The sequence below is a fragment of the Clostridia bacterium genome, assembly GCA_017405765.1.
Classification (GTDB): domain Bacteria; phylum Bacillota; class Clostridia; order Oscillospirales; family RGIG577; genus RGIG577.
The window spans coordinates 18930-39242 of record JAFQZS010000038.1; the positions used below are offsets into that span (position 1 = coordinate 18930).

The 20313-nt window shown below is 48.3% G+C and carries 19 protein-coding genes; 12 read left to right on the forward strand and 7 right to left on the reverse strand.

Annotated elements, in window-relative coordinates; all coding sequences use genetic code 11:
• Positions 1-123: 123 nt before the first annotated feature.
• The 6 genes from gyrB to dnaA form a co-directional block, all read right to left on the reverse strand.
• On the reverse strand, positions 124-2064 hold the full coding sequence (gyrB, locus tag IJG50_06770; protein MBQ3379552.1) for a DNA topoisomerase (ATP-hydrolyzing) subunit B: 1941 nt from the start codon (positions 2062-2064) through the stop codon (positions 124-126).
• A 115-nt stretch (positions 2065-2179) separates the two neighbouring features.
• Positions 2180-2467, reverse strand: coding sequence for a DUF370 domain-containing protein (locus IJG50_06775; GenBank protein ID MBQ3379553.1), 288 nt, complete (start codon positions 2465-2467; stop codon positions 2180-2182).
• 12 nt (positions 2468-2479) lie between these two features.
• Positions 2480-3562, reverse strand: a complete 1083-nt coding sequence (gene recF / locus IJG50_06780; protein ID MBQ3379554.1) for a DNA replication/repair protein RecF — start codon at positions 3560-3562, stop codon at positions 2480-2482.
• Positions 3563-3571: 9 nt separating this feature from the next.
• Complete coding sequence (locus IJG50_06785; GenBank protein ID MBQ3379555.1) at positions 3572-3796, reverse strand: RNA-binding S4 domain-containing protein; 225 nt, start codon at positions 3794-3796, stop codon at positions 3572-3574.
• 6 nt (positions 3797-3802) lie between these two features.
• A complete protein-coding gene (dnaN, locus tag IJG50_06790) occupies positions 3803-4915 on the reverse strand; it encodes a DNA polymerase III subunit beta (protein MBQ3379556.1) in 1113 nt (370 codons plus the stop codon).
• 387 nt (positions 4916-5302) lie between these two features.
• Entirely contained in the window at positions 5303-6760 is a 1458-nt protein-coding gene (gene dnaA, locus IJG50_06795) for a chromosomal replication initiator protein DnaA (protein ID MBQ3379557.1), read from the reverse strand.
• 224 nt (positions 6761-6984) lie between these two features.
• Here dnaA and rpmH point away from each other — a divergent pair, with 224 nt between their 5' ends.
• The 9 genes from rpmH to rsmG all read left to right on the forward strand — a co-directional run bounded on the left by rpmH (position 6985) and on the right by rsmG (position 14325).
• On the forward strand, positions 6985-7119 hold the full coding sequence (rpmH, locus tag IJG50_06800) for a 50S ribosomal protein L34 (GenBank protein ID MBQ3379558.1): 135 nt from the start codon (positions 6985-6987) through the stop codon (positions 7117-7119).
• 10 nt (positions 7120-7129) lie between these two features.
• Complete coding sequence (gene rnpA / locus IJG50_06805; GenBank protein MBQ3379559.1) at positions 7130-7465, forward strand: ribonuclease P protein component; 336 nt, start codon at positions 7130-7132, stop codon at positions 7463-7465.
• A 102-nt stretch (positions 7466-7567) separates the two neighbouring features.
• A complete protein-coding gene (gene yidD / locus IJG50_06810; GenBank protein ID MBQ3379560.1) occupies positions 7568-7786 on the forward strand; it encodes a membrane protein insertion efficiency factor YidD in 219 nt (72 codons plus the stop codon).
• A gap of 55 nt (positions 7787-7841) precedes the next feature.
• A complete protein-coding gene (yidC, locus tag IJG50_06815; GenBank protein ID MBQ3379561.1) occupies positions 7842-9299 on the forward strand; it encodes a membrane protein insertase YidC in 1458 nt (485 codons plus the stop codon).
• Positions 9286-10113, forward strand: a complete 828-nt coding sequence (locus IJG50_06820; protein MBQ3379562.1) for a protein jag — start codon at positions 9286-9288, stop codon at positions 10111-10113. The genes yidC and IJG50_06820 overlap by 14 nt, the downstream gene beginning before the upstream one ends.
• Positions 10114-10348: 235 nt before the next feature.
• A complete protein-coding gene (locus IJG50_06825) occupies positions 10349-10756 on the forward strand; it encodes a hypothetical protein (GenBank protein ID MBQ3379563.1) in 408 nt (135 codons plus the stop codon).
• A gap of 107 nt (positions 10757-10863) precedes the next feature.
• Entirely contained in the window at positions 10864-11721 is an 858-nt protein-coding gene (locus IJG50_06830; GenBank protein MBQ3379564.1) for a GTP-binding protein, read from the forward strand.
• Between the two features lie 5 nt (positions 11722-11726).
• A complete protein-coding gene (gene mnmG, locus IJG50_06835) occupies positions 11727-13622 on the forward strand; it encodes a tRNA uridine-5-carboxymethylaminomethyl(34) synthesis enzyme MnmG (protein MBQ3379565.1) in 1896 nt (631 codons plus the stop codon).
• Complete coding sequence (rsmG, locus tag IJG50_06840) at positions 13609-14325, forward strand: 16S rRNA (guanine(527)-N(7))-methyltransferase RsmG (GenBank protein ID MBQ3379566.1); 717 nt, start codon at positions 13609-13611, stop codon at positions 14323-14325. The genes mnmG and rsmG overlap by 14 nt, the downstream gene beginning before the upstream one ends.
• A gap of 156 nt (positions 14326-14481) precedes the next feature.
• On the opposite strand, the gene IJG50_06845 is transcribed toward rsmG, so the two are convergent.
• Complete coding sequence (locus IJG50_06845; GenBank protein ID MBQ3379567.1) at positions 14482-16167, reverse strand: ribonuclease J; 1686 nt, start codon at positions 16165-16167, stop codon at positions 14482-14484.
• A gap of 599 nt (positions 16168-16766) precedes the next feature.
• Here IJG50_06845 and IJG50_06850 point away from each other — a divergent pair.
• From IJG50_06850 to rplI, 3 genes are read left to right on the forward strand one after another with little or no spacing between them, the layout of a single operon-like run.
• Positions 16767-17747 carry a DUF2232 domain-containing protein gene (locus IJG50_06850; protein ID MBQ3379568.1) on the forward strand — a complete coding sequence of 327 codons (981 nt, stop codon included), beginning with the start codon at positions 16767-16769 and terminating at the stop codon, positions 17745-17747.
• 45 nt (positions 17748-17792) lie between these two features.
• Entirely contained in the window at positions 17793-19796 is a 2004-nt protein-coding gene (locus IJG50_06855; protein MBQ3379569.1) for a DHH family phosphoesterase, read from the forward strand.
• Positions 19797-19825: 29 nt separating this feature from the next.
• Positions 19826-20284 carry a 50S ribosomal protein L9 gene (gene rplI / locus IJG50_06860; protein MBQ3379570.1) on the forward strand — a complete coding sequence of 153 codons (459 nt, stop codon included), beginning with the start codon at positions 19826-19828 and terminating at the stop codon, positions 20282-20284.
• Positions 20285-20313: the final 29 nt, after the last annotated feature.

Here is a 20313-nt window from a genome sequence, read left to right on the forward strand (position 1 = left end):
GCCGTTTATGATGTATGCTCGATCGAATATACGTACAGACGTATATTCGTATGTTTTTTTAAGTTGCGTGCCCTAACAGAAGGCACGGCGTCTTTATGCTTTTTTGAAAATTCCGTCTAAAACTTATATGTCGAGATTCTGAACGTATTTCGCATGCTCCTCTATGAATGCCTTTCTCGGCTCGACCTTGTCGCCCATGAGCACCGTGAAGATCTCGTCGGCGGCTACGGCGTCTTCAAGATCGACCCTGAGGATCGTGCGGTTCTGAGGATTCATCGTCGTGTCCCACAGCTCCTGCGGATTCATCTCACCCAAGCCCTTGTTTCTCTGCACTTCTATCTTTGCATTGGGATTCTTTTCGCGCATCTCGGAAAGTATGGCGTCGCGCTCCGTGTCGCTGTATGCGTATCTCGGCTCGTCGCGGCCGCGCACTATCTTAAAGAGCGGCGGCTGCGCTATGAATACATGGCCTTCCTCAATGAGCGGGCGCATGAATCTGAAGAAGAATGTAAGAAGCAGCGTTCTTATATGAGAGCCGTCCACATCTGCGTCGGCCATAAGTATGACCTTACCGTATCTTAACTTAGATATGTCAAACTCTTCGCCTATGCCTACGCCTAGCGCAGTTATTACGGGCATGAGCTTATCGTTTCCGTACACCTTGTCAAGGCGCGACTTTTCAACGTTGAGCATCTTGCCCCAAAGCGGAAGTATAGCCTGGAACTTTGCGTCGCGTCCCTGCTTTGCGCTGCCCGCCGCGCTGTCGCCCTCGACTATGTATATCTCGGTAAATTGCGGGTCGCGCTCGTTGCAGTCGGCAAGCTTTCCGGGCAGCGAAGACGATTCGAGCACGCTTTTTCTTCTGGTAAGCTCGCGCGCCTTTCTTGCCGCCTCTCTGGCTCTCGCCGCCATGAGCGACTTTTCAAGTATAGTCTTTGCAAGCTGCGGCTTTTCTTCGAAAATCGCCGTAAGCTTATCGGTGACCATCGTTTCTACCAGGTTTCGTATATCGGAGTTGCCGAGCTTCGTTTTAGTCTGTCCCTCGAACTGCGCCTCCGAGAGCTTTACGCTTATAACGCATACTATACCCTCGCGCACGTCCTCGCCGCTTAAGTTCTTATCGGCCTCTTTTAAGAAATTGTATTTGCGTGCGTATTCGTTGAACACCTTTGTGAGTGCCGATTTGAAGCCTGTTTCGTGCATACCGCCTTCAGTCGTCGCTATATTATTCGCAAACGAAAGGATAAGCTCGTTATACGAATCATTATACTGGAGCGCAACCTCGGCTATACGGTCGTCCTTCTGCGTTCTCATATATATAGGCTCATGGAGCGTTTCGGCCGCGCGCGATTTGTTTATATGCTCTACGAACGATACGATGCCGCCCTCGTACTTAAGCTCTTTTACCTTCGGCTCCTCGCCTCTTAAGTCGCTTAGGATTATTTTTACTCCGGCGGTGAGAAACGCCTGCTCGCGGAGACGGTGAAGGAGAGTCGCAAAGTCGAACACGGTCTCCTCGAAGATCTCGGCGTCCGGCTTAAAGCGGACACGGGTGCCCGTTTTTTCGCATATGCCCGCCTTTGAAAGCGGACCTGTCGGATTGCCGCGCTCGTAACGCTGACGGTGAAGCGTCTTTCCGTCGTCGCAGACCTCTACTTCGAGCCATTCGGAGAGCGCGTTCACGACGGATGCGCCGACGCCGTGAAGACCGCCGGAGACCTTATATCCGCCGCCGCCGAACTTGCCGCCCGCGTGAAGTATCGTGAATACGACCTCAACGGCGGGCTTTCCGGTTTGATGCTGTATGCCGGTCGGGATGCCGCGTCCGTTGTCGGATACGCATATTATATCTCCGGGCTCTATTTCTACGGTTATTTCGGTACAGTAGCCCGCCATCGCCTCGTCGATCGCATTGTCTACTATCTCATATACGAGATGATGAAGTCCCTTCGCGCTAGTTGATCCGATGTACATACCGGGGCGCTTTCTTACGGCTTCAAGGCCCTCGAGCACCTGTATTTGATTTTCGTCGTAGCTTTCATTTGTATTCTTAATGTCCGCCATAATTTCCTCCGAATGTTTTACCGCCGCCGTCGGCGGGGCGTTCGTTTGTTTGCTTTTATCTGAAAATTAACTTTTGTTCTCCTAACGGGGAAGACCCCTTATTCGTTATATCTTATTATGTGACGCTTTCACTCACGGGGAAAGGCTTTTGCCCTGTCTGGCGCGTGCGATTAAGAAGCGTCTGCGACGATATCTGCGTCGTATAGACTTTATTCCCGCGCTTGTCGCTGCACACGACGAACGACGCCGGTATTTCATAGCCCACGTCCTCGACCTCTCCTCTTTTTTGCGCGCTCTTTAAAAATTCCCGCGTGATCTTTGAAAGAGAAGCTGTTTCAAGATTGAATATGCCTATTATGCTTTTTTGACTAACGGCAACGTCGCCGCCTAAATGTAAATACATAGTTTATCCTTCTTATTTATCTTCGACTGCGCCGTCCTTTATATAAAAGCGGCGTCCGTTTTTTATCTTTTCAATGCTTTCCTCGTCGCAGCAGGAAAGAAAGATCTGTCTGTCGCGTATTGCCTCTACTATATAGCTTTGTCTTAACTTATCGAGCTCGCTTAAAATATCGTCTAAAAGCAGCACGGGATATTCGCCTCGTTTTTTATAAAAAAGATCGCACTCCGAAAGCTTTAAAGAAAGTACGGCGCTTCGTTGCTGTCCCTGAGAAGCGAATGTTTTTGCCGGCCTGCCGTTTATAAATATATCCATGTCGTCGCGGTGAGGACCGAAAAGGCTCACTCCGGCGCGGCCTTCCGCTTCGGCGCGTGAATTTAACTCTTCAAAAATCTCATTCTCATCGAAAATATCCAGGCTGGGCATATATGAAAGCTCCAGACTTTCCGCGCCGCCCGATATGTCGAGCTGACGCGATTTTGAAAGTTCGCCAAGCGCCGATATGAATTCGGCTCTTCGTTTTATAATGACAGCTGCAGGCTTTGAAAGCTGCTCGTTCCATACGGCCAGCATATCCGGATCGGCTCTTCCCTCCGATGCGCGCAAAAACGAATTTTTCTGCTCAAGTATCTTTTTATACTTGTCAAGCGCCTCAAAATATTGCGCGTCTGTTTGTGAAAGCGAAAAATCTATAACAGCCCGTCTCACAGAAGGACCGTCCTTTATAAGACCCAGATGCTCCGGCGCGAATATGACGGCGTTAAATACGCCTATCATTTCATGCGCGCGCCGCTTTTTTACTCCGTTTAAAAAATTTTCGCGCGCCGATGTTCTCTTTATTCGCGTAACGGCGTGAAAATCACGTCCCTCGCTTAAAAAATCGAGCGTTATTTCCAAAAAATCCTTATCCCATTTTATAAGCTCGCGGTTCTTTACGCCTCTGAAGCTCTTCTGGCAGGCAAAATAATAAATAGCCTCCAAAATATTCGTCTTTCCCTGTCCGTTTTTGCCGATGAAAATGTTTACGTTCTTTTCAAACTCAAGCGACATCTCATCTGCGTTACGATAATTTTTAAGATAAAGTTTTAAAGCTTCCATGAAAAATTCCTATGCTTTTTCTATCACAAAATACTCAGGCTCGTCGCCGTATGATACTGTAAGCTTATCGCCGGAATAAAGCTTTCTTGCTCGCTGAGAACAAACCTCGCCGTTTACTTTGACAGCGCCGCTTTTTATAAGCAGCTTTGCCTCGCCGCCTGTAGAAGTAACTCCCGAAAGCTTTATAGCCTGCTCAAGCTTTATCATCTCCGTAGTTATCTCTATTTTCTCCATTTATACTTATTCCTCCATAAGCCTTATGGGCAGAATAAGATGCAAAAATTCGTCTCCCTCAAGCGGGCGAATCACGCCGGGCATGAGCGGACTCGTAAGCTCTATCATTACTTTTTCTGTCTCGCATGCTTTAAGAGCATCGGAAAAGAGCTTGCCATTAAATCCTATCTTCATCGTCTGTCCGGAATTTTCTATAGGAATGGTAGACTCAAATCGCCCTGTCTGAGTAGCCGTCTTTATATTTAGAGTGTCGTATTCAAAATTCATTATAATAGGGCTTTTTCGTTTATCGGATATAAGTACTCCCGCTCCGTCTACTCTCATAAGAAGCTCATTCGTATCAACGATAACTTTCAATACGGGCTCCTTCGGGATGGCATTTTCATAATTTAAAAACTCGCCCTCTATAAGGCGGGATACTACCGTGGTATCTCCGTCGCGCATAAGAATATGCTTTCTGCCCAAAATTATCTCTACCTCATCTTCGCTGTCGTCAACGAGACGGACGAGCTCACCCAGCGCCTTTGCCGGAACTACAAAAGATATCGGACTTTGCGGTCGTACCTTTGCACGGCACAAAGCTATACGGAAACGATCCAACGCGGAAGCAGAAAGAGTTTCGCCGTCAAAGTCAAGCTTAACTCCGCAAAGTATCTTTTCACGCTCAGTCGTCGCCGTCTGAGCTGCAGCAAAGCTTGTGCGTCTTATCAGATCTTTCAGCGTCTTTTTCGGAACAAAAAGCGTTTTTTCGCTCGTTACCTCGGGTAGAGCGGGAAAATCTTCCGCATCATATGCGGCCAATGACGAATATTCCGACATTCCGCACGATATGGAGGCGTGGCTTCCGTCTACTGTGATCTTTACTTCATCGTCGGGAAGGCTTCTTACTATATCCGAAAATTCACGCGCCGGTATTATTGCGGAACCTTCTATTCTAATGTTTGCTTCGGTCTTACTCGTTACTCCCGTCTCAAGATCGTAGCCGGTGATCAAAAGCTCCCCGTCGTAAGCGTCTAAAAGAAGGCCCGTAAGAGCGGGAACGCTTGAACGCTGCATAACGGCGCGCTGTGTTTTTGAAATGGCTTGCTCCAAAAGATTTTTATTGCAATATATTTCCATATATAATATTCCTCTTTTCTTTTAACTAAAGTAAAAGCTTTTTCTATACTCGTCTTTTAAAATTAAAAAACTTTTGAACAAACGATCAAAACTTTGTTCATACAATTTTTAATTATTATATTTTTTTATTATAATAAAAATAATAATAATTAAAGACGTAAGAAGCAGAGATGTCAATTCTCTTTAAAAGCCCTAAAATCATTTTTGTAAAGCAGGTTTTTCCTGTTTATATCGATAGGAAAAATATTAAAAGCTTTCCACACAAAAAAATATGCTTTGTTCATAAGACAGAAAATTGTTCAAAAAGTTTTAAAACCTGTGTTGAAACTGTCGATATGAATCAACTGATGTTAAAAGCTTTTGCACATAATTGACATGGCTTTTTTCTTATTTTTCGGTTATATTTTTTATAAGATCCTCTACTATCTTTTTTTGGCGCATATTTGTGCGCATTTCTTCTTCTATTTTATTAGCGCTGTGTATTACCGTAGTATGGTTTTTTCCGAAAGCCTCGCCTATCTGAGGTAAAGACATGTCTGTAAGCTCACGTGCAAGGTACATGGCGAGCTGGCGGGCGTATACGATATTGGCCTTTCTTGAAACGCTTTGCATTTCTTCGTCTGTAAGCGAATAAAATTCGCCTACGGCACTCATTATGTCTTTTATTGTGATGGGAGCGCCTTTTATTTCATTTAAAATATCTTTCAGTATATCGCTTACTATATTTATAGTAACTTTTTCTCCGGTAAGAGACTGATACGCTTTCATCTTCTTTACGGCGCCTTCTATCTGGCGAATATTCTTGCTCACGTTTTCCGCAACGAAAGACATAACGTCCTTTGAAAGCTCGATCCCGAGGCTCTCGGCCTTCCGGCTTATTATTGCCATTCTCGTTTCATAATCGGGCGGCTGTATATCGGCCGTAAGACCCCATACAAAGCGTGTGGCAAGTCTTTCTTCAAGCATTATTATATCTTTGGCCGGACGGTCGCTTGTAAGAATTATCTGCTTTTTTGCTTCAAAAAGAGTGTTGAAAGTGTGGAAAAACTCCTCCTGGGTCATATCCTTCCCGGCAATGAACTGTATATCGTCCACAAGCAGCACGTCAACGTATCTGTATTTGTTTCTGAATTTGAGCTGCTCGGAATTTTTTATGGCAAGTATGAGCTCGTTCGTAAACTCGTCGCCCTTTATGTAAAGTATCTTTGCGTTTGGGAACTTTTCGCTTATTCTGTTCATTATGGCATAGAGAAGATGTGTTTTTCCCAGGCCGCTCCCGCCGTAAATGAACAGAGGATTGTATACTTGTTTTTCGCTGTCTTCATTCAGATCGAACGAAGGATTTTCGGCAACGGCAAAAGCTCCCGCATGAGCAAAACGGTTCTGTGCGCCTACAACGAAAGTATCGAAGGTATATTCCGAAAGATAAGAGGTTTCTGTTTTTTGTTTGTTTCCTTCGCTTTTCGTTATTTTTCTTTCGGAGAGACAGTCGTTGTAATCAAGATCTCTTTTTCCCTTTACGTCATATACCGAGCCGTCGGAATTCATAATGTAGAGCGTTGCGTTTTGCTTTGTGAATATATCGGTTACAAGCGAGAGTTTTTCAAGCTTTTGGTCTTTTACGGTGTCGTATTGCAGATTATTTGTGAACGCAAGAAGAAACATGCCGCGCTCATAAAGAAGAACGAAGGAATCCTTTATCCACATTTCCGTTTCTATAGCGGTAAGATGTGTGCGCACCATGTCAATAAAGCTTGACGTTATGTTTTTTTGCGCCTCGTATTCCTCGGGACGCTCCTCCTTTAATTTGGTTATAAGGAAATTTGCATATCCGTCGGCGGACATTTAATAATACCCTCCTTAAAAATTCCTGTGCATATTATATGCTTTTCTATTTTATCACAAAAGTTTAAAAAATTCAAATGACATTTCTTTATATTAGATAAAAGATGTCATCAAATGTTATATTTTATGTTGACAGAAAAAAATTTTATATTATATAATAAGAAATACGCTATGTGAAAACAGATATAAACTACATTATTTTATAAAAAGGAGAGTGTTTTAAAATGCTTAGAACGTATCAGCCTAAAAAGAGACATCGTTCGATGGAGCATGGCTTCAGAAAAAGAATGCATACAAAGAACGGAAGAAAGGTGCTTGCAAGAAGAAGAGCGAGAGGCAGAAAGAGACTTACTCATTAAGCTTTAAATCATGCGGATCGTAAAGCTTAAAACAAACAGTGAATTTAAAAGAGCATATAAAAAGGGAACGCCGCTTGTGGGAAAGTTTATAATCATATATGTCGTTAAGACACAAAGAGATTATAACAGACTCGGAATAACGGTGAGTCGTAAGCTCGGAAGCGCCGTTAAAAGAAACCGCGTCAGGCGCTTGATAGCGGAGAGCTTTCGTCTTTCGGCGGACTCTCAAAAGAAAGGCTACGACTTCGTTGTCGTGGGGAGAACGAGAGCAGTAACGGCAAAGATGAACGACGTGCTTCTATGTATGAACGAGCTGCTTTCAAAAAACGGACTGCTTTCGGCATGACCCCTTATTTTCGCATACGCGAAAAACCAACATATGCGGCGACTTTGTTTTTTTCGCCGCCTTTATTTTTTCACATGGCAATTTAAAACGAGGGATATAAAAATGAAAAAGCTGCTTATTTATATAGTAAGGTTTTATCAGAAGTATATTTCTCCCTTAAAGGGCGCTTCGTGCTGTAGGTTCAGACCTACATGCTCGCAGTACGCCGTTGAAGCCTTACAGAAATACGGCGCCTTAAAAGGCACTTATCTTTCTATTCGAAGGCTTTTAAAATGTCATCCCTTTAATAAGAGCGGATGGACATACGATCCCGTTCCGTAAAAGAGCGGGCATATAAAAAATATTCAAATCCAAACCGATTTGGAGGAAAAACCGAATGATGGAATTTTTCGGGATACTTGCCTGGCCGATAGCGTGGGTCCTCGTTTGGCTTTACCACCTTATAGGGTCCTACGGCCTTGCACTTATCATTTTGACTGTCGTTATACGTTTTCTTCTTTTCCCGCTGACCTTAAAGCAGATGAAGTCGCAGCGCGAGATGCAGCGTCTTCAGCCGCTCGTCAAGGATATAGAGAAGCGTTATAAGGGCGACAGAGCGATGATCCAGCAGGAGACGATGGCGCTTTACAAGCGCGAGAACGTATCTACGACCGGCGGATGTCTGCCTATGGTCATTCAGATGTTCGTCATAATGGGTCTTTATCAGGCGATATACAGACCGCTAAGATATTTCTATGGTCTGTCTAACGATCAGATAACCTCACTTAAGGACGTATACGGTCTCGAATCCTCGGCAAACGAGGCGACTATTTTGTCCTCGATGCAGGATTCCCCGTCCGCAATGTCCGGAATTTTGGATAATGCGTCTTCGTTTGACTTTATTGATTTTAACTTCCTGGGACTTAACCTCGGCGGCACGCCCGCAAAGCCCGACTTTACTAACTTTTCAACGTTCGTAGGGAGCGCCGACAATCTTTGGATAATTCCGTTCCTCGCGCTTGCTACGGGTATCTTTACGGCGATCATGACGAGAAAGATGATGCCTGTGGTCGAGGATAAGGACAATCCGATGGCGGCTCAGACGGCAAAGATGAGTAAATACATGATGTTCATTATGCCTATTATGTCGCTTTATTTTTCGTTCATACTCCCCGCCGGCGTAGGTCTTTACTGGGCGGTGGCAAACCTTTTGGCAGGTTTCCAGCAGCTTGCCATAAACAAGATGTTAAAGCCGCTTCCGCCGCTTAAGACGGATAAGCTCATGGAGAAGCCGAGAAGGGAAAGACCGCAGATCGAGGACGGCGCGGTAAGACGACAGGGACAAAAGAAGGGCGCGCGTCAAAGTGACGGCGGTATAGTAATGCAGAGACCGGCGGGACAAAGACCCGCAGGGCAGCGTCCGCCGGGGCAAAGACCGCCGGGACAGAGACCCGCAGGACAAAGACCCGCAGGACAGAGACCTGCGTCGAAAACGGCAGGCAGCGCGGCCGAGGCGGCCGAGAACGCAAAGCCCAAGCTTCAGAGAATGCCCGGCCAGAGGGTAGACCCTGCCGCGGGACAGAGAAGCTCTTCGGGCAGCGGAGGAAGAAAAGAAAATTCTGCTCCCAAGAAAAAGCCCCAGCCGAAGAAGGAGCCTAAGCCCAGGCCCAGAAGAAAGCCCGGCGAACGTCCCGAGGGACTGCCTATGAGACGCAAGCCCGCCGAGGAGGAGCTTTCGGACGCAAACGTTAAAAAAGCGCCCGCCGCAGAGTCGGCAGCCGCAAAAGATGCGGTGCAGACTGCGGCCAAAACCGATACCGTTAAGGAAGGAGAGGTTTTTGATGATAAGAGTTGAAGCTTCGGGCAAGACGATAGAAGAAGCTACCGAAGCGGCCGTACTTAAAGCCGGAGTTGACAGAGATCTGCTTACTATCGAAGTAGTGGCGGTTCCTAAGAAAACAGGCTTTTTAGGGCTTAAAATGTCGGACGCGGTAGTTGCCGTTATGTATGAGGAAGAAAAACCCGAAGAAGAAAAGGTAATTATAAAGGAAGAAATAAAAGAAGAGATAAATGCTTCCGTAAAAACGGAGGAAAACAAAAAGGCCGAAAAGGAAACAAAAGCTAAAGAAGAGCCCGTTTCCGGCGAGACGGCCGAAAGGGCAAAGAAAATTCTTTCCGAAATGCTTGTTAAAATGGGCGTCGAATGCGAAATAAACGCCGTATCGGCAGAGCGCGAGCTTATTTTGAATATAGAAGGCGAAGGAGTAGGCGCCGTAATAGGATGCCGCGGAGAAACGCTCGACGCGCTTCAGTATCTTTTGAGCCTCTGTGTAAATAAGGGCGAGTCGGAGTATGTAAAGATAACGCTCGATGCGGAGAATTATCGCGAAAAGAGAGAAAAAACGCTTGAGAAGCTTGCAAATAAGCTGGCAGCCAAGGTGGTAGAAAATAAGCGCAGCGTAACGCTTGAGGCAATGAATCCCAACGAAAGAAGGATAATCCATGCCGCGCTGCAGGATTACAAGGGCGTTACGACTACGTCTATAGGCTCCGAGCCTAACCGCAGAGTCGTTATAAGCAGCACGGAATATAAGAGACCTGTGCGCTCCTCTCGTTCGCGCAAAGGATACCGCCCCAGACCTGAGAAGACTTCTTCCGATGATAATTAAAAAGACTTATTTTGAAAGCTCCCGACTTTGGGAGCTTTCAAAAACCTTTTATATGCTTTTTTCTCGAAACGAAGGTATATAAAAGGTAAAACTGAGTCTTCTTTAGAGGCGAATAAAGGTTATAACGCCAAAGCTCAATGTGCCTTTATCATAGAAGGCAGGGCGTATTTTCAGAACTTTGGTCTCAAAAAAATACAAACCTCCGCACAGGAGGTTTTTTTAAAAGGAGGGCGTCATGTCAATAGATACGACGATAGCCGCCATATCTACGCCGCCCGGCACGGGAGCCGTATCAATGGTGCGCGTATCCGGCGCGGACGCATTTTCGATATGCGATAAGATTTTCAAAAAGAAAAAGCCCTTTTCCTTTGCCGATGCGCCGAAAAACAGCGTACATCACGGGCATATAAAGGAGCTTGGAACCGATATCGTTCTCGACGAGGTGGTTGCGGCAGTGTACCGTGCGCCGCAAAGCTTCACGGGAGAGGATACTGTAGAGATATTCTGTCACGGAGGCGTTACCGTAACGCGCCGCGTGCTCATGGAAACGATACGGGCCGGCGCCTCTGCGGCCGAAGCCGGCGAATTTTCAAAACGCGCTTTTTTAACGGCAAGCTGGACCTTTCCGAGGCCGAAGCCATAATCGAGCTTATAAACGCGCGCACATATTCGGCCGAGGTCTTAGCCGCGCGCGCTCTTTCGGGCGGCACGGGGCGCACGATAAAGGACATACGCGCTTCTCTTATCGACGTGCTGTCCCATATACTTGCATATATAGATTTTCCCGACGAGGACGTCGATTATATAGATGAGGCCGAGGTCATGAGGCTCATATCCGACGCGGCGGCAAGGATAGAGGAGCTGCTTTCAACATATAAAAGCGGCCGTGCCATAACGGAGGGCATCGACTGCGCCATAGTGGGGCGCGAGAACGCGGGCAAATCGTCTGTTATGAACCGTCTCACGGGAGAAGAGACGAGCATAGTTACCGATGTGGCCGGTACAACGCGCGACGTCGTGTCAAAGTCAGTTTCTGTCGGACGCGCCGTTTTAAATCTTCTTGACACGGCAGGCGTAAGAGAGACGCACGACAAGGTTGAGCAGATAGGCGTTAGACGCGCCCTCTTGTCAATGGATAAGGCGCAGCTTATACTGTATGTAACGGATATGACCGATCCGCGCGGACCGGACAGCGAGATCGCAGACCGCATAAAAGATAAGCCCGTTATTGTCGTTTTAAACAAATGCGACCTTTCCTCCGACGCTCTCGGCGCGGGCTATGGCGCCCTGGGCGAGACGATAAAAGTAAGCGCAAAGACGGGCGAGGGCTTTTCGGAGCTTAAACAAAAAATCGAGGATATGTTCATAGACAGCTCGCTTGATGTTGCGCGGGATGATATAATAACGGCCGAGCGCCATTTTGAGAGACTTACGCGCGCGCGTGAGGCGCTTTTTGACGCTACGGCGGGACTTGAAGCCGGCATGACGTTCGACGTGGTGAGCATAGATATACAGACGGCCGCCGACGCGCTGGGAGATATATCGGGACAGAGCGCGGCCGACGAGGTAATAGACAGGATATTTGAACGCTTTTGTATAGGTAAGTGATAAAAATGTACGATGCAGAAAATTATGACATAGCTGTTATAGGCGCGGGACATGCGGGCATAGAAGCCGCGCTGGCGGCGGCAAGGCTCGGTATGAGAACAGCCCTTTTTACGATGAATCTTGATTCTGTGGCAAATATGCCGTGCAATCCGAGCATAGGCGGCAGCGGCAAGGGTCATCTCGTGCGCGAGATAGACGCGCTGGGCGGTCAGATGGGGCGCGCCGCCGACGCAACGCTTATTCAAAGCCGTATGCTCAACAGACGAAAGGGTCCCGCCGTTCATGCCCTGCGTGCGCAGATCGACAGAAACGCCTATCATGTATATATGAAAAATGTGCTGGAAAAAGAGCCGAATCTTTGGCTCAGACAGGCTGAGATAGTAGATATGGAGTTTGACGGTGAGGGGCGTGTTTGCGCCGTGACAACGCAAATGGGCGCGCGCCACAAAGTGCGCGCCGCGATAGTATGTACAGGCACCTTTCTTCGCGGCAAGGTGTTTGTAGGAGATGTGTCTTACCAAAGCGGCCCCGACTCGATGTTTGCAAGCGTGCGCCTTTACGACGCGCTTATAAAAACGGGCGCGCGGTTTCGCCGCTTTAAAACCGGCACTCCGCCGCGCGTTAATGTAAACGATATAGATTTAAGCGGGCTTTCGATCCAGGAGGGCGACGAGCGCCTTGTTCCGTTTTCGTTCGACACAAGAGGGGAGCTTAAAAACCGCGTTGTGTGCCATATCACGTATACGACGCAAAAGACGCATGAGATAATTCGCGCAAATCTGCACCGTTCGCCGCTTTACGGCGGAAAGATAGAGGGCATAGGTCCGAGGTACTGTCCCTCCATAGAGGACAAAGTCGTAAGATTTGCAGACAAGGACCGTCATCAGCTCTTTTTAGAGCCGCTTGGACTTAATACGAACGAGATGTACATTCAGGGCTTTTCAAGCTCGCTTCCCGAGGATGTGCAGATAGAGATGCTGCACTCTCTGCCTGGGCTTGAGCATGCTCGCATGATGCGCACGGCCTACGCCATTGAATACGACTGTGTGGACCCGACAGAGCTTAAAGCGACGCTTGAGTTCAAGTGCTCGGAAGGCCTTTACGGCGCGGGGCAGTTTTGCGGCACCTCCGGATATGAGGAGGCGGCGGCGCAGGGTCTTGTTGCGGGCATGAACGCCGCGCTTAAATTAAAAGGCGAGCCCCCGCTTATACTTACGCGCGCCGACAGCTACATAGGTACGCTTATTGACGATATTACGACTAAGGGTATAAGCGAACCGTACAGAATAATGACGTCAAAGTCGGAATACCGACTGATTTTAAGGCAGGATAACGCCGAGGAGCGACTGATGGAGAAGGGCTGCCGTGCGGGGCTCGTAACAAAGGAGCGATACGGACGCTTTCTTTCCATGATGGAAAAGGTAAAGGCCGAACAGAAGCGTATAGCGGCGACGACCGTTTCGGCGACCGAGGAGATAAACGACTTCCTTATGCGTATGGGGACGGCGCCGCTTTCCGAGGGCATTCGCCTGGTGGAGCTTTTGAAGCGTCCCGAGCTTAATATGGAGTCGCTTGCCGAGATAGATAAGACGCGGCCCGAGGGGATAGACAGACGCGTTACTGAGCAGGCCGAGATACGTATAAAATACGACGGCTATATAAAAAAGCAAGAAGCTCAGATAAAGCGATTCCTTCGCAGCGCTCACGTAAAAATACCGGACGGCGTAGACTTTCTATCTATAAAGGGGCTTAAAGTCGAGGCCCGTCAAAGGCTTTCTCAGGCGCGCCCAGCCGATATAGGAACAGCCTCGCGCGTGCCGGGCGTGACTCCGGCAGATATTTCGGTATTGCTTGTATATATTGAGCAGATGAAGCGGGAGGATAAAGATGGAGGCATATGAGCTTTTAAAGGCGGGACTTTCAGATATTTTCGGAAGCTGCTCCGACGAGACCGTCGAAGCGTTTCGCAGACTTACGGAATATATGGTCGAATATAATAAAAAGGTAAATTTAACGAGGATCACCGAGCCTATGGACGTTGTGCGTCTTCATTATCTCGACTGCGCCGCCGTTTTTTGGGCCGTGAAGATGGAAAAGGATGCGTCTGTTATAGATGTGGGCACGGGCGCAGGCTTTCCGGGACTTGTTATGAAGATCCTCAGACCCGATATACGCCTTTGTCTTCTCGATTCTTCAAATAAGCGCATAAGCTACCTTCGTTCGGCGGCTGAGCTTCTCTCGCTTTCGGGTATAGACTTTGTTTGCGGGCGTGCAGAGGAGGCGTCGCGCAAGCGCGGTTATCGCGACGCTTTTGATTTTGCCGTATCGCGCGCCGTGGCGTCGCTGCCTAAGCTCTGCGAGCTTTGCATGCCGTTTGTGCGCGCGGGAGGGCTGTTCGTTTCGCTGAAAGGGTCTGAGGCCGAAGCCGAGGCAATTTCGGCCGAAAAGGCTGTGCGCACGCTGGGCGGCGGCAATATGCGGGTCATTCCCGCAGAGATAAGGGACAGCGAGGTAAATCATCATCTTATCGTGATAGGCAAACTTCGCGCAACGCCGGCACAGTTTCCGAGAAAAAATGCGCTGATACAGAAAGCTCCGCTTTGAGTTTTTAAGAGAGCCGAAAGGCTCTCTTTTATTATGGATAAATAAGCTTCTGCGCCTGTTGGCGCGGCGCACATTTAACCTTGGACCGGTAAAAAGGCTTAGTCATGCGTTTTAAACATAAAAACAGCCCGCCGCTTAAGGCAGGGCTGTTTTCGTTTATATCTCCATAATTATCGGCAGTATCATGGGCTTTCGCTTAGTGCGCTCGTATATGACCTCGGAGACGGCGCTTCGTACCTTATTCTTCTTCTGCGCCCAGTCGCCGTTTTTCTTGTCTTTCGCCTGACCGTTCTTTTTATCGGAATTTTCAAACGCCCACAGAGCAACGTCGCGTATTTCCTCGATGAGCTCCTCGCTTTCGCGCACATAAACAAAGCCGCGCGACACAACGTCGGGTCCCGATACTATCTGACCCTCGGCGTCGAGAGTAACGACTATTACTATAAGTCCGTCCTGTGCAAGGTGCATCCTGTCACGAAGCACGATGTTGCCCACGTCGCCTACGCCAAGTCCGTCGACAAATACCTTGCCGGAGGGCACGGTACCGTTGAACTTGGCCGATTTTGCATCAAGCTCTAAAACCTTTCCTATTTCCATCATCATTATATCGGACGACTGATATCCCAGCGACTGAGCCAAGTGTCGGCTTGCGTTCAAGTGTCTTGGTTCGCCGTGTACAGGTATGAAAAATTTGGGCTTAACGAGATTTATGAGTATTTTTATTTCCTCCTGGCAGGCGTGTCCGGATACGTGTATATCGTCGGCGCTCTCGCTTATTACCTGCGCGCCCAGGTGAACCAGCTCGTTTATTACGCGGTTTACCAGCTTTTCGTTGCCCGGTATGGGCAGGGCGGAGATTATTACAGTATCGCCCGGCATTATCTCCACCTTTTTATGGTCGGAAAAGGCGATGCGGTAAAGCGCGCTCATCGGCTCTCCTTGCGAACCTGTCGTTATCACCACGACCTTTTCGGGCGGATATCGTTTTATCATGTCAAGCGGGATTATTTCGCCGTCAGGCACGTCGAGATATCCCAGCTCGCGCGCCACGTCTATAACGTTTTCCATAGAACGCCCCGACACGGCGACTTTTCGCCCGTTCTTAACGGCCACGTTTATTATCTGCTGTACGCGGTGCACGTTTGAGGCGAACGTAGCGACTATTATACGCTGGTTTGACGCGGCGAATATTCGCTCGAACGCCCGTCCCACCTTGCGTTCGCTCATGGCATAGCCGGGTCGCTCCACGTTGGTGCTGTCGCAGCACAGCGCAAGCACTCCCTCGTTGCCCAGCTCGCCGAAGCGTGCAAGGTCTGTCATTTTACCCATTATGGGCGTGGTGTCGATCTTAAAGTCGCCCGTGAATATTACGGTCCCGACGGGTGTTTTTATCGCATAAGCCACCGCGTCCGCTATGGAATGGTTCACATTTATCGCTTCCACCTCGAACACGCCCGCCTTTATGCGGTCGCCCGCTTTTATTGTGAAAAGCCTTGGCTTTTTAATGTTGGGATGCTCCTCAAGCTTCTTTCGTACAAGGCCCAGCGTAAGCTTGGTTGCGTATATCGGTATCGTGCTTACCAGTCTTAAAAGAAAGGGCAAACCTCCTATGTGGTCCTCATGACCGTGCGTCAGCACAAGAGCGCGCAGCTTCTCCTTGTTTTTTTCAATGTAGGTGAGGTCAGGCAGAACGAGATCTACGCCCAGCATCTCGTCGTCGGGAAAGGCCATCCCGCAGTCTACGATCATCATATCCCCGCCATATTCGAGCACGGTGATGTTTTTGCCGATCTCACCTATGCCTCCCAGGGGTATGATTTTCAGTTTTTCTTTTTTTGCCACAAATAATCCTCCGTGTTTCTTTAAATATAATATGTATTAAAGCCCGCGTTACAGATCCTTCAATGAACTGTCTCGTAAAACGTCGGGTAATTCGCTTTTATTCATTCTTTTTATTATATCATATATATAAAGAGATATCAATCAAAAAATTGCGCTTTTTGTCTTGCGCGCCTTTGCGCGTCACCCGTAAAACATGCAGTATTATACTGTTTTTAATAAGTATATGTAAGTACGATAACATAAACGCGCGTTTTATTCAATCTCATGATATATATTTCCAAGTAATGTAAAATGATGCACGAAACCGCTTGGTTTTCGCCAAAGAAAAACATACGTTTTGCCGGTAATAAATAAAGATTGCACTTAATTTGTCCGTATGTTATTATATACATAGTATGCGCGCAAATCCTACCAAAAGGGCAGTATTTCGGCACTGCCTTGCGTGAGAGGCGTGAGTGAAGAGTACGGATCGCCGCGTCGCTTCGCTCCTCTGGGCGTCCGGGGAGCACGAACCCCCGTTACCTCGCGTGAGACACTGTGCGCGGGAGCACGAAAGCAACAATAAATCAGCAGCCGCTTGCCGGCTTAGCGGAGGATATATGTCAACAACTTCTTTTGATAAAAAACGTCATGCTGTCTTCGCCGTATTGATAGTTGTCTCAGTTCTTATATACGCGATCTCGGCGCAGGCACAGGCGTTTATTACGGCAGCTCAGATCATTGCGATGAGCGCGCTTACGCTTTTTTGCCTTTATGCGGGGCGTTCGCGCATTTTTCTTTCGGCTACGCTAATCGTTATAATGACGGCGGTGGGATTTTGGGTATATGCCGATCCGTTGCAGGCGATACTCTTTACGCTGGGCTTCGCCCTGCCGGGGCTTTGTATCGGCATTGGGCTTACGAAAAAGCGCGACTTTGCCGAATATATGGTATGCGCTGTAGTTCTTCTCGTAATTGTGAACATTTTTTCGATTTATTACGACCTGACGCTTATGGGAGCCGAGCGGACCGTAGACGCCGCCATAGATTATCTTATGGCCCCTGTATTTAATATGCTTTCGCAGTATGCTTCGCCGGCCGGGCAGGAAGCGTCGGTAAATATGGCCTCGGTAGAGGCTGTTGTCAGAAGCACGGCGATAGGCAGCTTTGTTTCCGCAATGATCTTGCAGGTATTCGGCGCATACGCGCTTGCCGGCGCGCTGAATACCGTAGTAAAGTTAAAGCGCCCCGGATTTTTTGAGAGCCTTAAGCTGTTCAATATATCGCGCGTCGGCGGCATAATTTTTCTTGTCTGCGCCATAGTAAACTTATGGACGGCGGGCGAAAATCCCAATATATACGCCGCTAACCTTTATGCGATACTCCAGTATCCGCTGGCGCTGGGCGGCGTTGCCACGATATACAGGCTTATGTCGATGTACGGCGCGAAGCAAAAAACGAAGCGCACGGTAACGGCCGTCGTCTGCATACTTACGATCATTCCCGTTTTGAACATATCGTCAATAATATCTTATGTCGGTGCGCTGAACGCCTTGGTTCCTTTTACCATGCCGAAGGACGTACCGCCGGGGAGTAAATGATATATAAGTTTTTTCATATTATAATAAGGAGGTGTGCGCGAAGAAATGGATAAGTTTATATTTAAGACGTTTACCGCAGGCTCAAAGATAATATTCATAGTATTGGCGGCGTTTATAGTGATAAGCCTGTTTTTCAGCCCGGTGGTCTTCTGGATAGAGCTTGTCGTTACGCTTGTGCTTCTCGCATTTTATATATATACTGCCCGCACAAAGCAGCGAGACCTGATAAAATATGTGGAAAGCATAACGTATAAGGCGGGAAACGCCGCAAAAAGCTCGCTTTTAAGCTTTCCGCTGCCTATCGCCGTAATAGACGGACAGGGTGAGCTTGCATGGCACAACGAAATGTTCGCGCGCATGACAGGCAGCGAACCCGCTCAGCTTTTTAGCAGAAAGATATCAGATATTTTCCCTGAGCTTGACACAAAAAGCTTACTTGAGGGGCGCCTTGAGCAGCCCGCAAAGGTGATAATGGGCAACCGATACTTCAACGCTTACGCAAGCGAGCCTTCAGTCACGAAGTCGCAGGCGGGTTCTCTTATAACGATATATTTTTACGAAAATACCGACTACATTGCGCTGAAGCAGGAAATAGCCGCAAAAAAGTCCTCCGTGGGCATTATACTTATAGACAATTACGAGGAACTCGTCTCCGGTCAGAAGGAGTCGGCGCTTTCAATCGCGCTTTCGCAGATAGACGACCTTATAACGGCGTGGGTGACCGAGAGCGGCGGCGCAATACAGAAATATGAGCGCGACAGATATCTTTTCGTTGCCGACGAGACGTTTATGAAAAAGGCGATGGAGGATAAATTCTCCATACTTGCGACGGCAAAAACGCACACGATAGGACAGAACCACCTGCCCGTAACGCTGAGCGTAGGCATAGGGCGCGACCTTAACTCTTTCGGCGAAAAATTCGAGGCGGCAAAAAGCGCCATAGATATGGCGCTCGGGCGCGGCGGAGACCAGGCTGTAATAAAAACGCGCGGCTCGTTTGAATATTACGGCGGCAAGACAGAGGGCACGTCGAAGCGCACGAAGGTGCGCTCGCGCGTGGTAGCCACAGCATTGCGCGAGCTTATAGTTATGGCAGACAGCGTGATAATAATGGGCCACAAATACGCCGATTACGATGCGCTCGGCGCAGCGATAGGTCTTTACCGCGCCTGCCGCAACCTTAATACGAATGCGAAAATAGTCATTGACCCGCAAAGCAACATGGTCGGAAAGATGCTCGAGCGTTTCAATAAGAAGGAGCTTTACGCCGGCGCGTTCATGACCAAGGAAACGGCTGAGGACTATATTTCTTCAAAGTCGCTTTTATGCATAGTCGATTCACACAGATACGACTACTGCGAGGCCCCTTCGCTTATCGGGCGCACAAAGCATGTGGCAGTTATAGACCATCACAGAAAGAGCGAACACTTTATCGACAACGCAACGCTTCTGTATCATGAGCCGTTTTTATCCTCTACCTGCGAGATGGTGACGGAGATGCTTCAATACTTAGGCGATTCGGGACGCATAGACAGAGACGAGGCCGAGGCGCTGCTTGCCGGCATAATGCTGGACACGAAGAATTTCACCTTTAAAACAGGTGTGCGCACGTTTGAAGCGGCGGCGCATTTGAAGCGCTGCGGTGCGGATACGATAGCCGTAAAGCGGTTTTTCTCAACGGAGTTCAACAATTATCGCTTAAAGAGCGATATCGTATCGAGCGCGCAGATCTACCGCGAATGCACAGCCATTGCCGAATACGAGGCCTCGCCGCAAAATACGCCTCTTGCGCGATTTAAGGAGTCGCTTTCAATGGCGGCAGACGAGCTTGTTTCGATCTCGCAGGTGCAGGCTTCGTTCGTCATAGGCGAATACGAAGGAACCGCGCATATTTCCGCCCGCTCCATGGGCGAGGTAAACGTGCAGATGATACTTGAGCGGCTCGGCGGCGGCGGTCACCAGACGATGGCGGGCGCGCAGCTTAAAACAACGGCGGATGAAGCCGTTGAGAGGCTGAAGGCCGCAATAGACGCATATTTTGAAAGATAAACACAGACATGTAAAAGGAGAGATATATAATGAAGGTAATTTTACTTGAAGACGTGCGCGGCAAGGGGAAAAAAGGCGACGTTGTAAACGTGTCCGACGGCTACGCAAAAAACTTTCTTTTGCCCAAAAAGCTTGCAGTGGAAGCGAACGCAGTAAATATGAACGTGCTCGAAGGGCAGAGAGCCTCGAAGCAGCATAAACGCGACATGGAAGAGGCGGCGGCGCGCGAAGCGGCCGAAAAGCTTTCCAATATAGTCGTAAAGGTGCCCCAAAAGGGCGGCACGAGCGACCGTATTTTCGGTTCCGTTACCGCAAAGGAGATAGCGGAGGAATTAAAGAAGCAGTTTGCCATTGAGATAGACAAAAGAAAAATAACGCTTGACGAGCCGATAAAGAGCTTCGGCGCCTATACGCTCGACGCAAAGCTTTTCCCCGGGATATCGGCAAAAATAAAGGTTGAAGTTGTAAAGATACCCGATAAGGTTTAAGTCGCAAATAAAAAAATCGGAGGCTTTAA

Bases quoted from the DNA above. Each gene is read 5' to 3' on its own strand.
- gyrB (MBQ3379552.1), bottom strand. From the start codon at position 2,064: ATGGCGGACATTAAGAATACAAATGAAAGCTACGACGAAAATCAAATA.
- IJG50_06775 (MBQ3379553.1), bottom strand. From the start codon at position 2,467: ATGTATTTACATTTAGGCGGCGACGTTGCCGTTAGTCAAAAAAGCATA.
- recF (MBQ3379554.1), bottom strand. From the start codon at position 3,562: ATGGAAGCTTTAAAACTTTATCTTAAAAATTATCGTAACGCAGATGAG.
- IJG50_06785 (MBQ3379555.1), bottom strand. From the start codon at position 3,796: ATGGAGAAAATAGAGATAACTACGGAGATGATAAAGCTTGAGCAGGCT.
- dnaN (MBQ3379556.1), bottom strand. From the start codon at position 4,915: ATGGAAATATATTGCAATAAAAATCTTTTGGAGCAAGCCATTTCAAAA.
- dnaA (MBQ3379557.1), bottom strand. From the start codon at position 6,760: ATGTCCGCCGACGGATATGCAAATTTCCTTATAACCAAATTAAAGGAG.
- rpmH (MBQ3379558.1), top strand. From the start codon at position 6,985: ATGCTTAGAACGTATCAGCCTAAAAAGAGACATCGTTCGATGGAGCAT.
- rnpA (MBQ3379559.1), top strand. From the start codon at position 7,130: ATGCGGATCGTAAAGCTTAAAACAAACAGTGAATTTAAAAGAGCATAT.
- yidD (MBQ3379560.1), top strand. From the start codon at position 7,568: ATGAAAAAGCTGCTTATTTATATAGTAAGGTTTTATCAGAAGTATATT.
- yidC (MBQ3379561.1), top strand. From the start codon at position 7,842: ATGATGGAATTTTTCGGGATACTTGCCTGGCCGATAGCGTGGGTCCTC.
- IJG50_06820 (MBQ3379562.1), top strand. From the start codon at position 9,286: ATGATAAGAGTTGAAGCTTCGGGCAAGACGATAGAAGAAGCTACCGAA.
- IJG50_06825 (MBQ3379563.1), top strand. From the start codon at position 10,349: ATGTCAATAGATACGACGATAGCCGCCATATCTACGCCGCCCGGCACG.
- mnmG (MBQ3379565.1), top strand. From the start codon at position 11,727: ATGTACGATGCAGAAAATTATGACATAGCTGTTATAGGCGCGGGACAT.
- rsmG (MBQ3379566.1), top strand. From the start codon at position 13,609: ATGGAGGCATATGAGCTTTTAAAGGCGGGACTTTCAGATATTTTCGGA.
- IJG50_06850 (MBQ3379568.1), top strand. From the start codon at position 16,767: ATGTCAACAACTTCTTTTGATAAAAAACGTCATGCTGTCTTCGCCGTA.
- IJG50_06855 (MBQ3379569.1), top strand. From the start codon at position 17,793: ATGGATAAGTTTATATTTAAGACGTTTACCGCAGGCTCAAAGATAATA.
- rplI (MBQ3379570.1), top strand. From the start codon at position 19,826: ATGAAGGTAATTTTACTTGAAGACGTGCGCGGCAAGGGGAAAAAAGGC.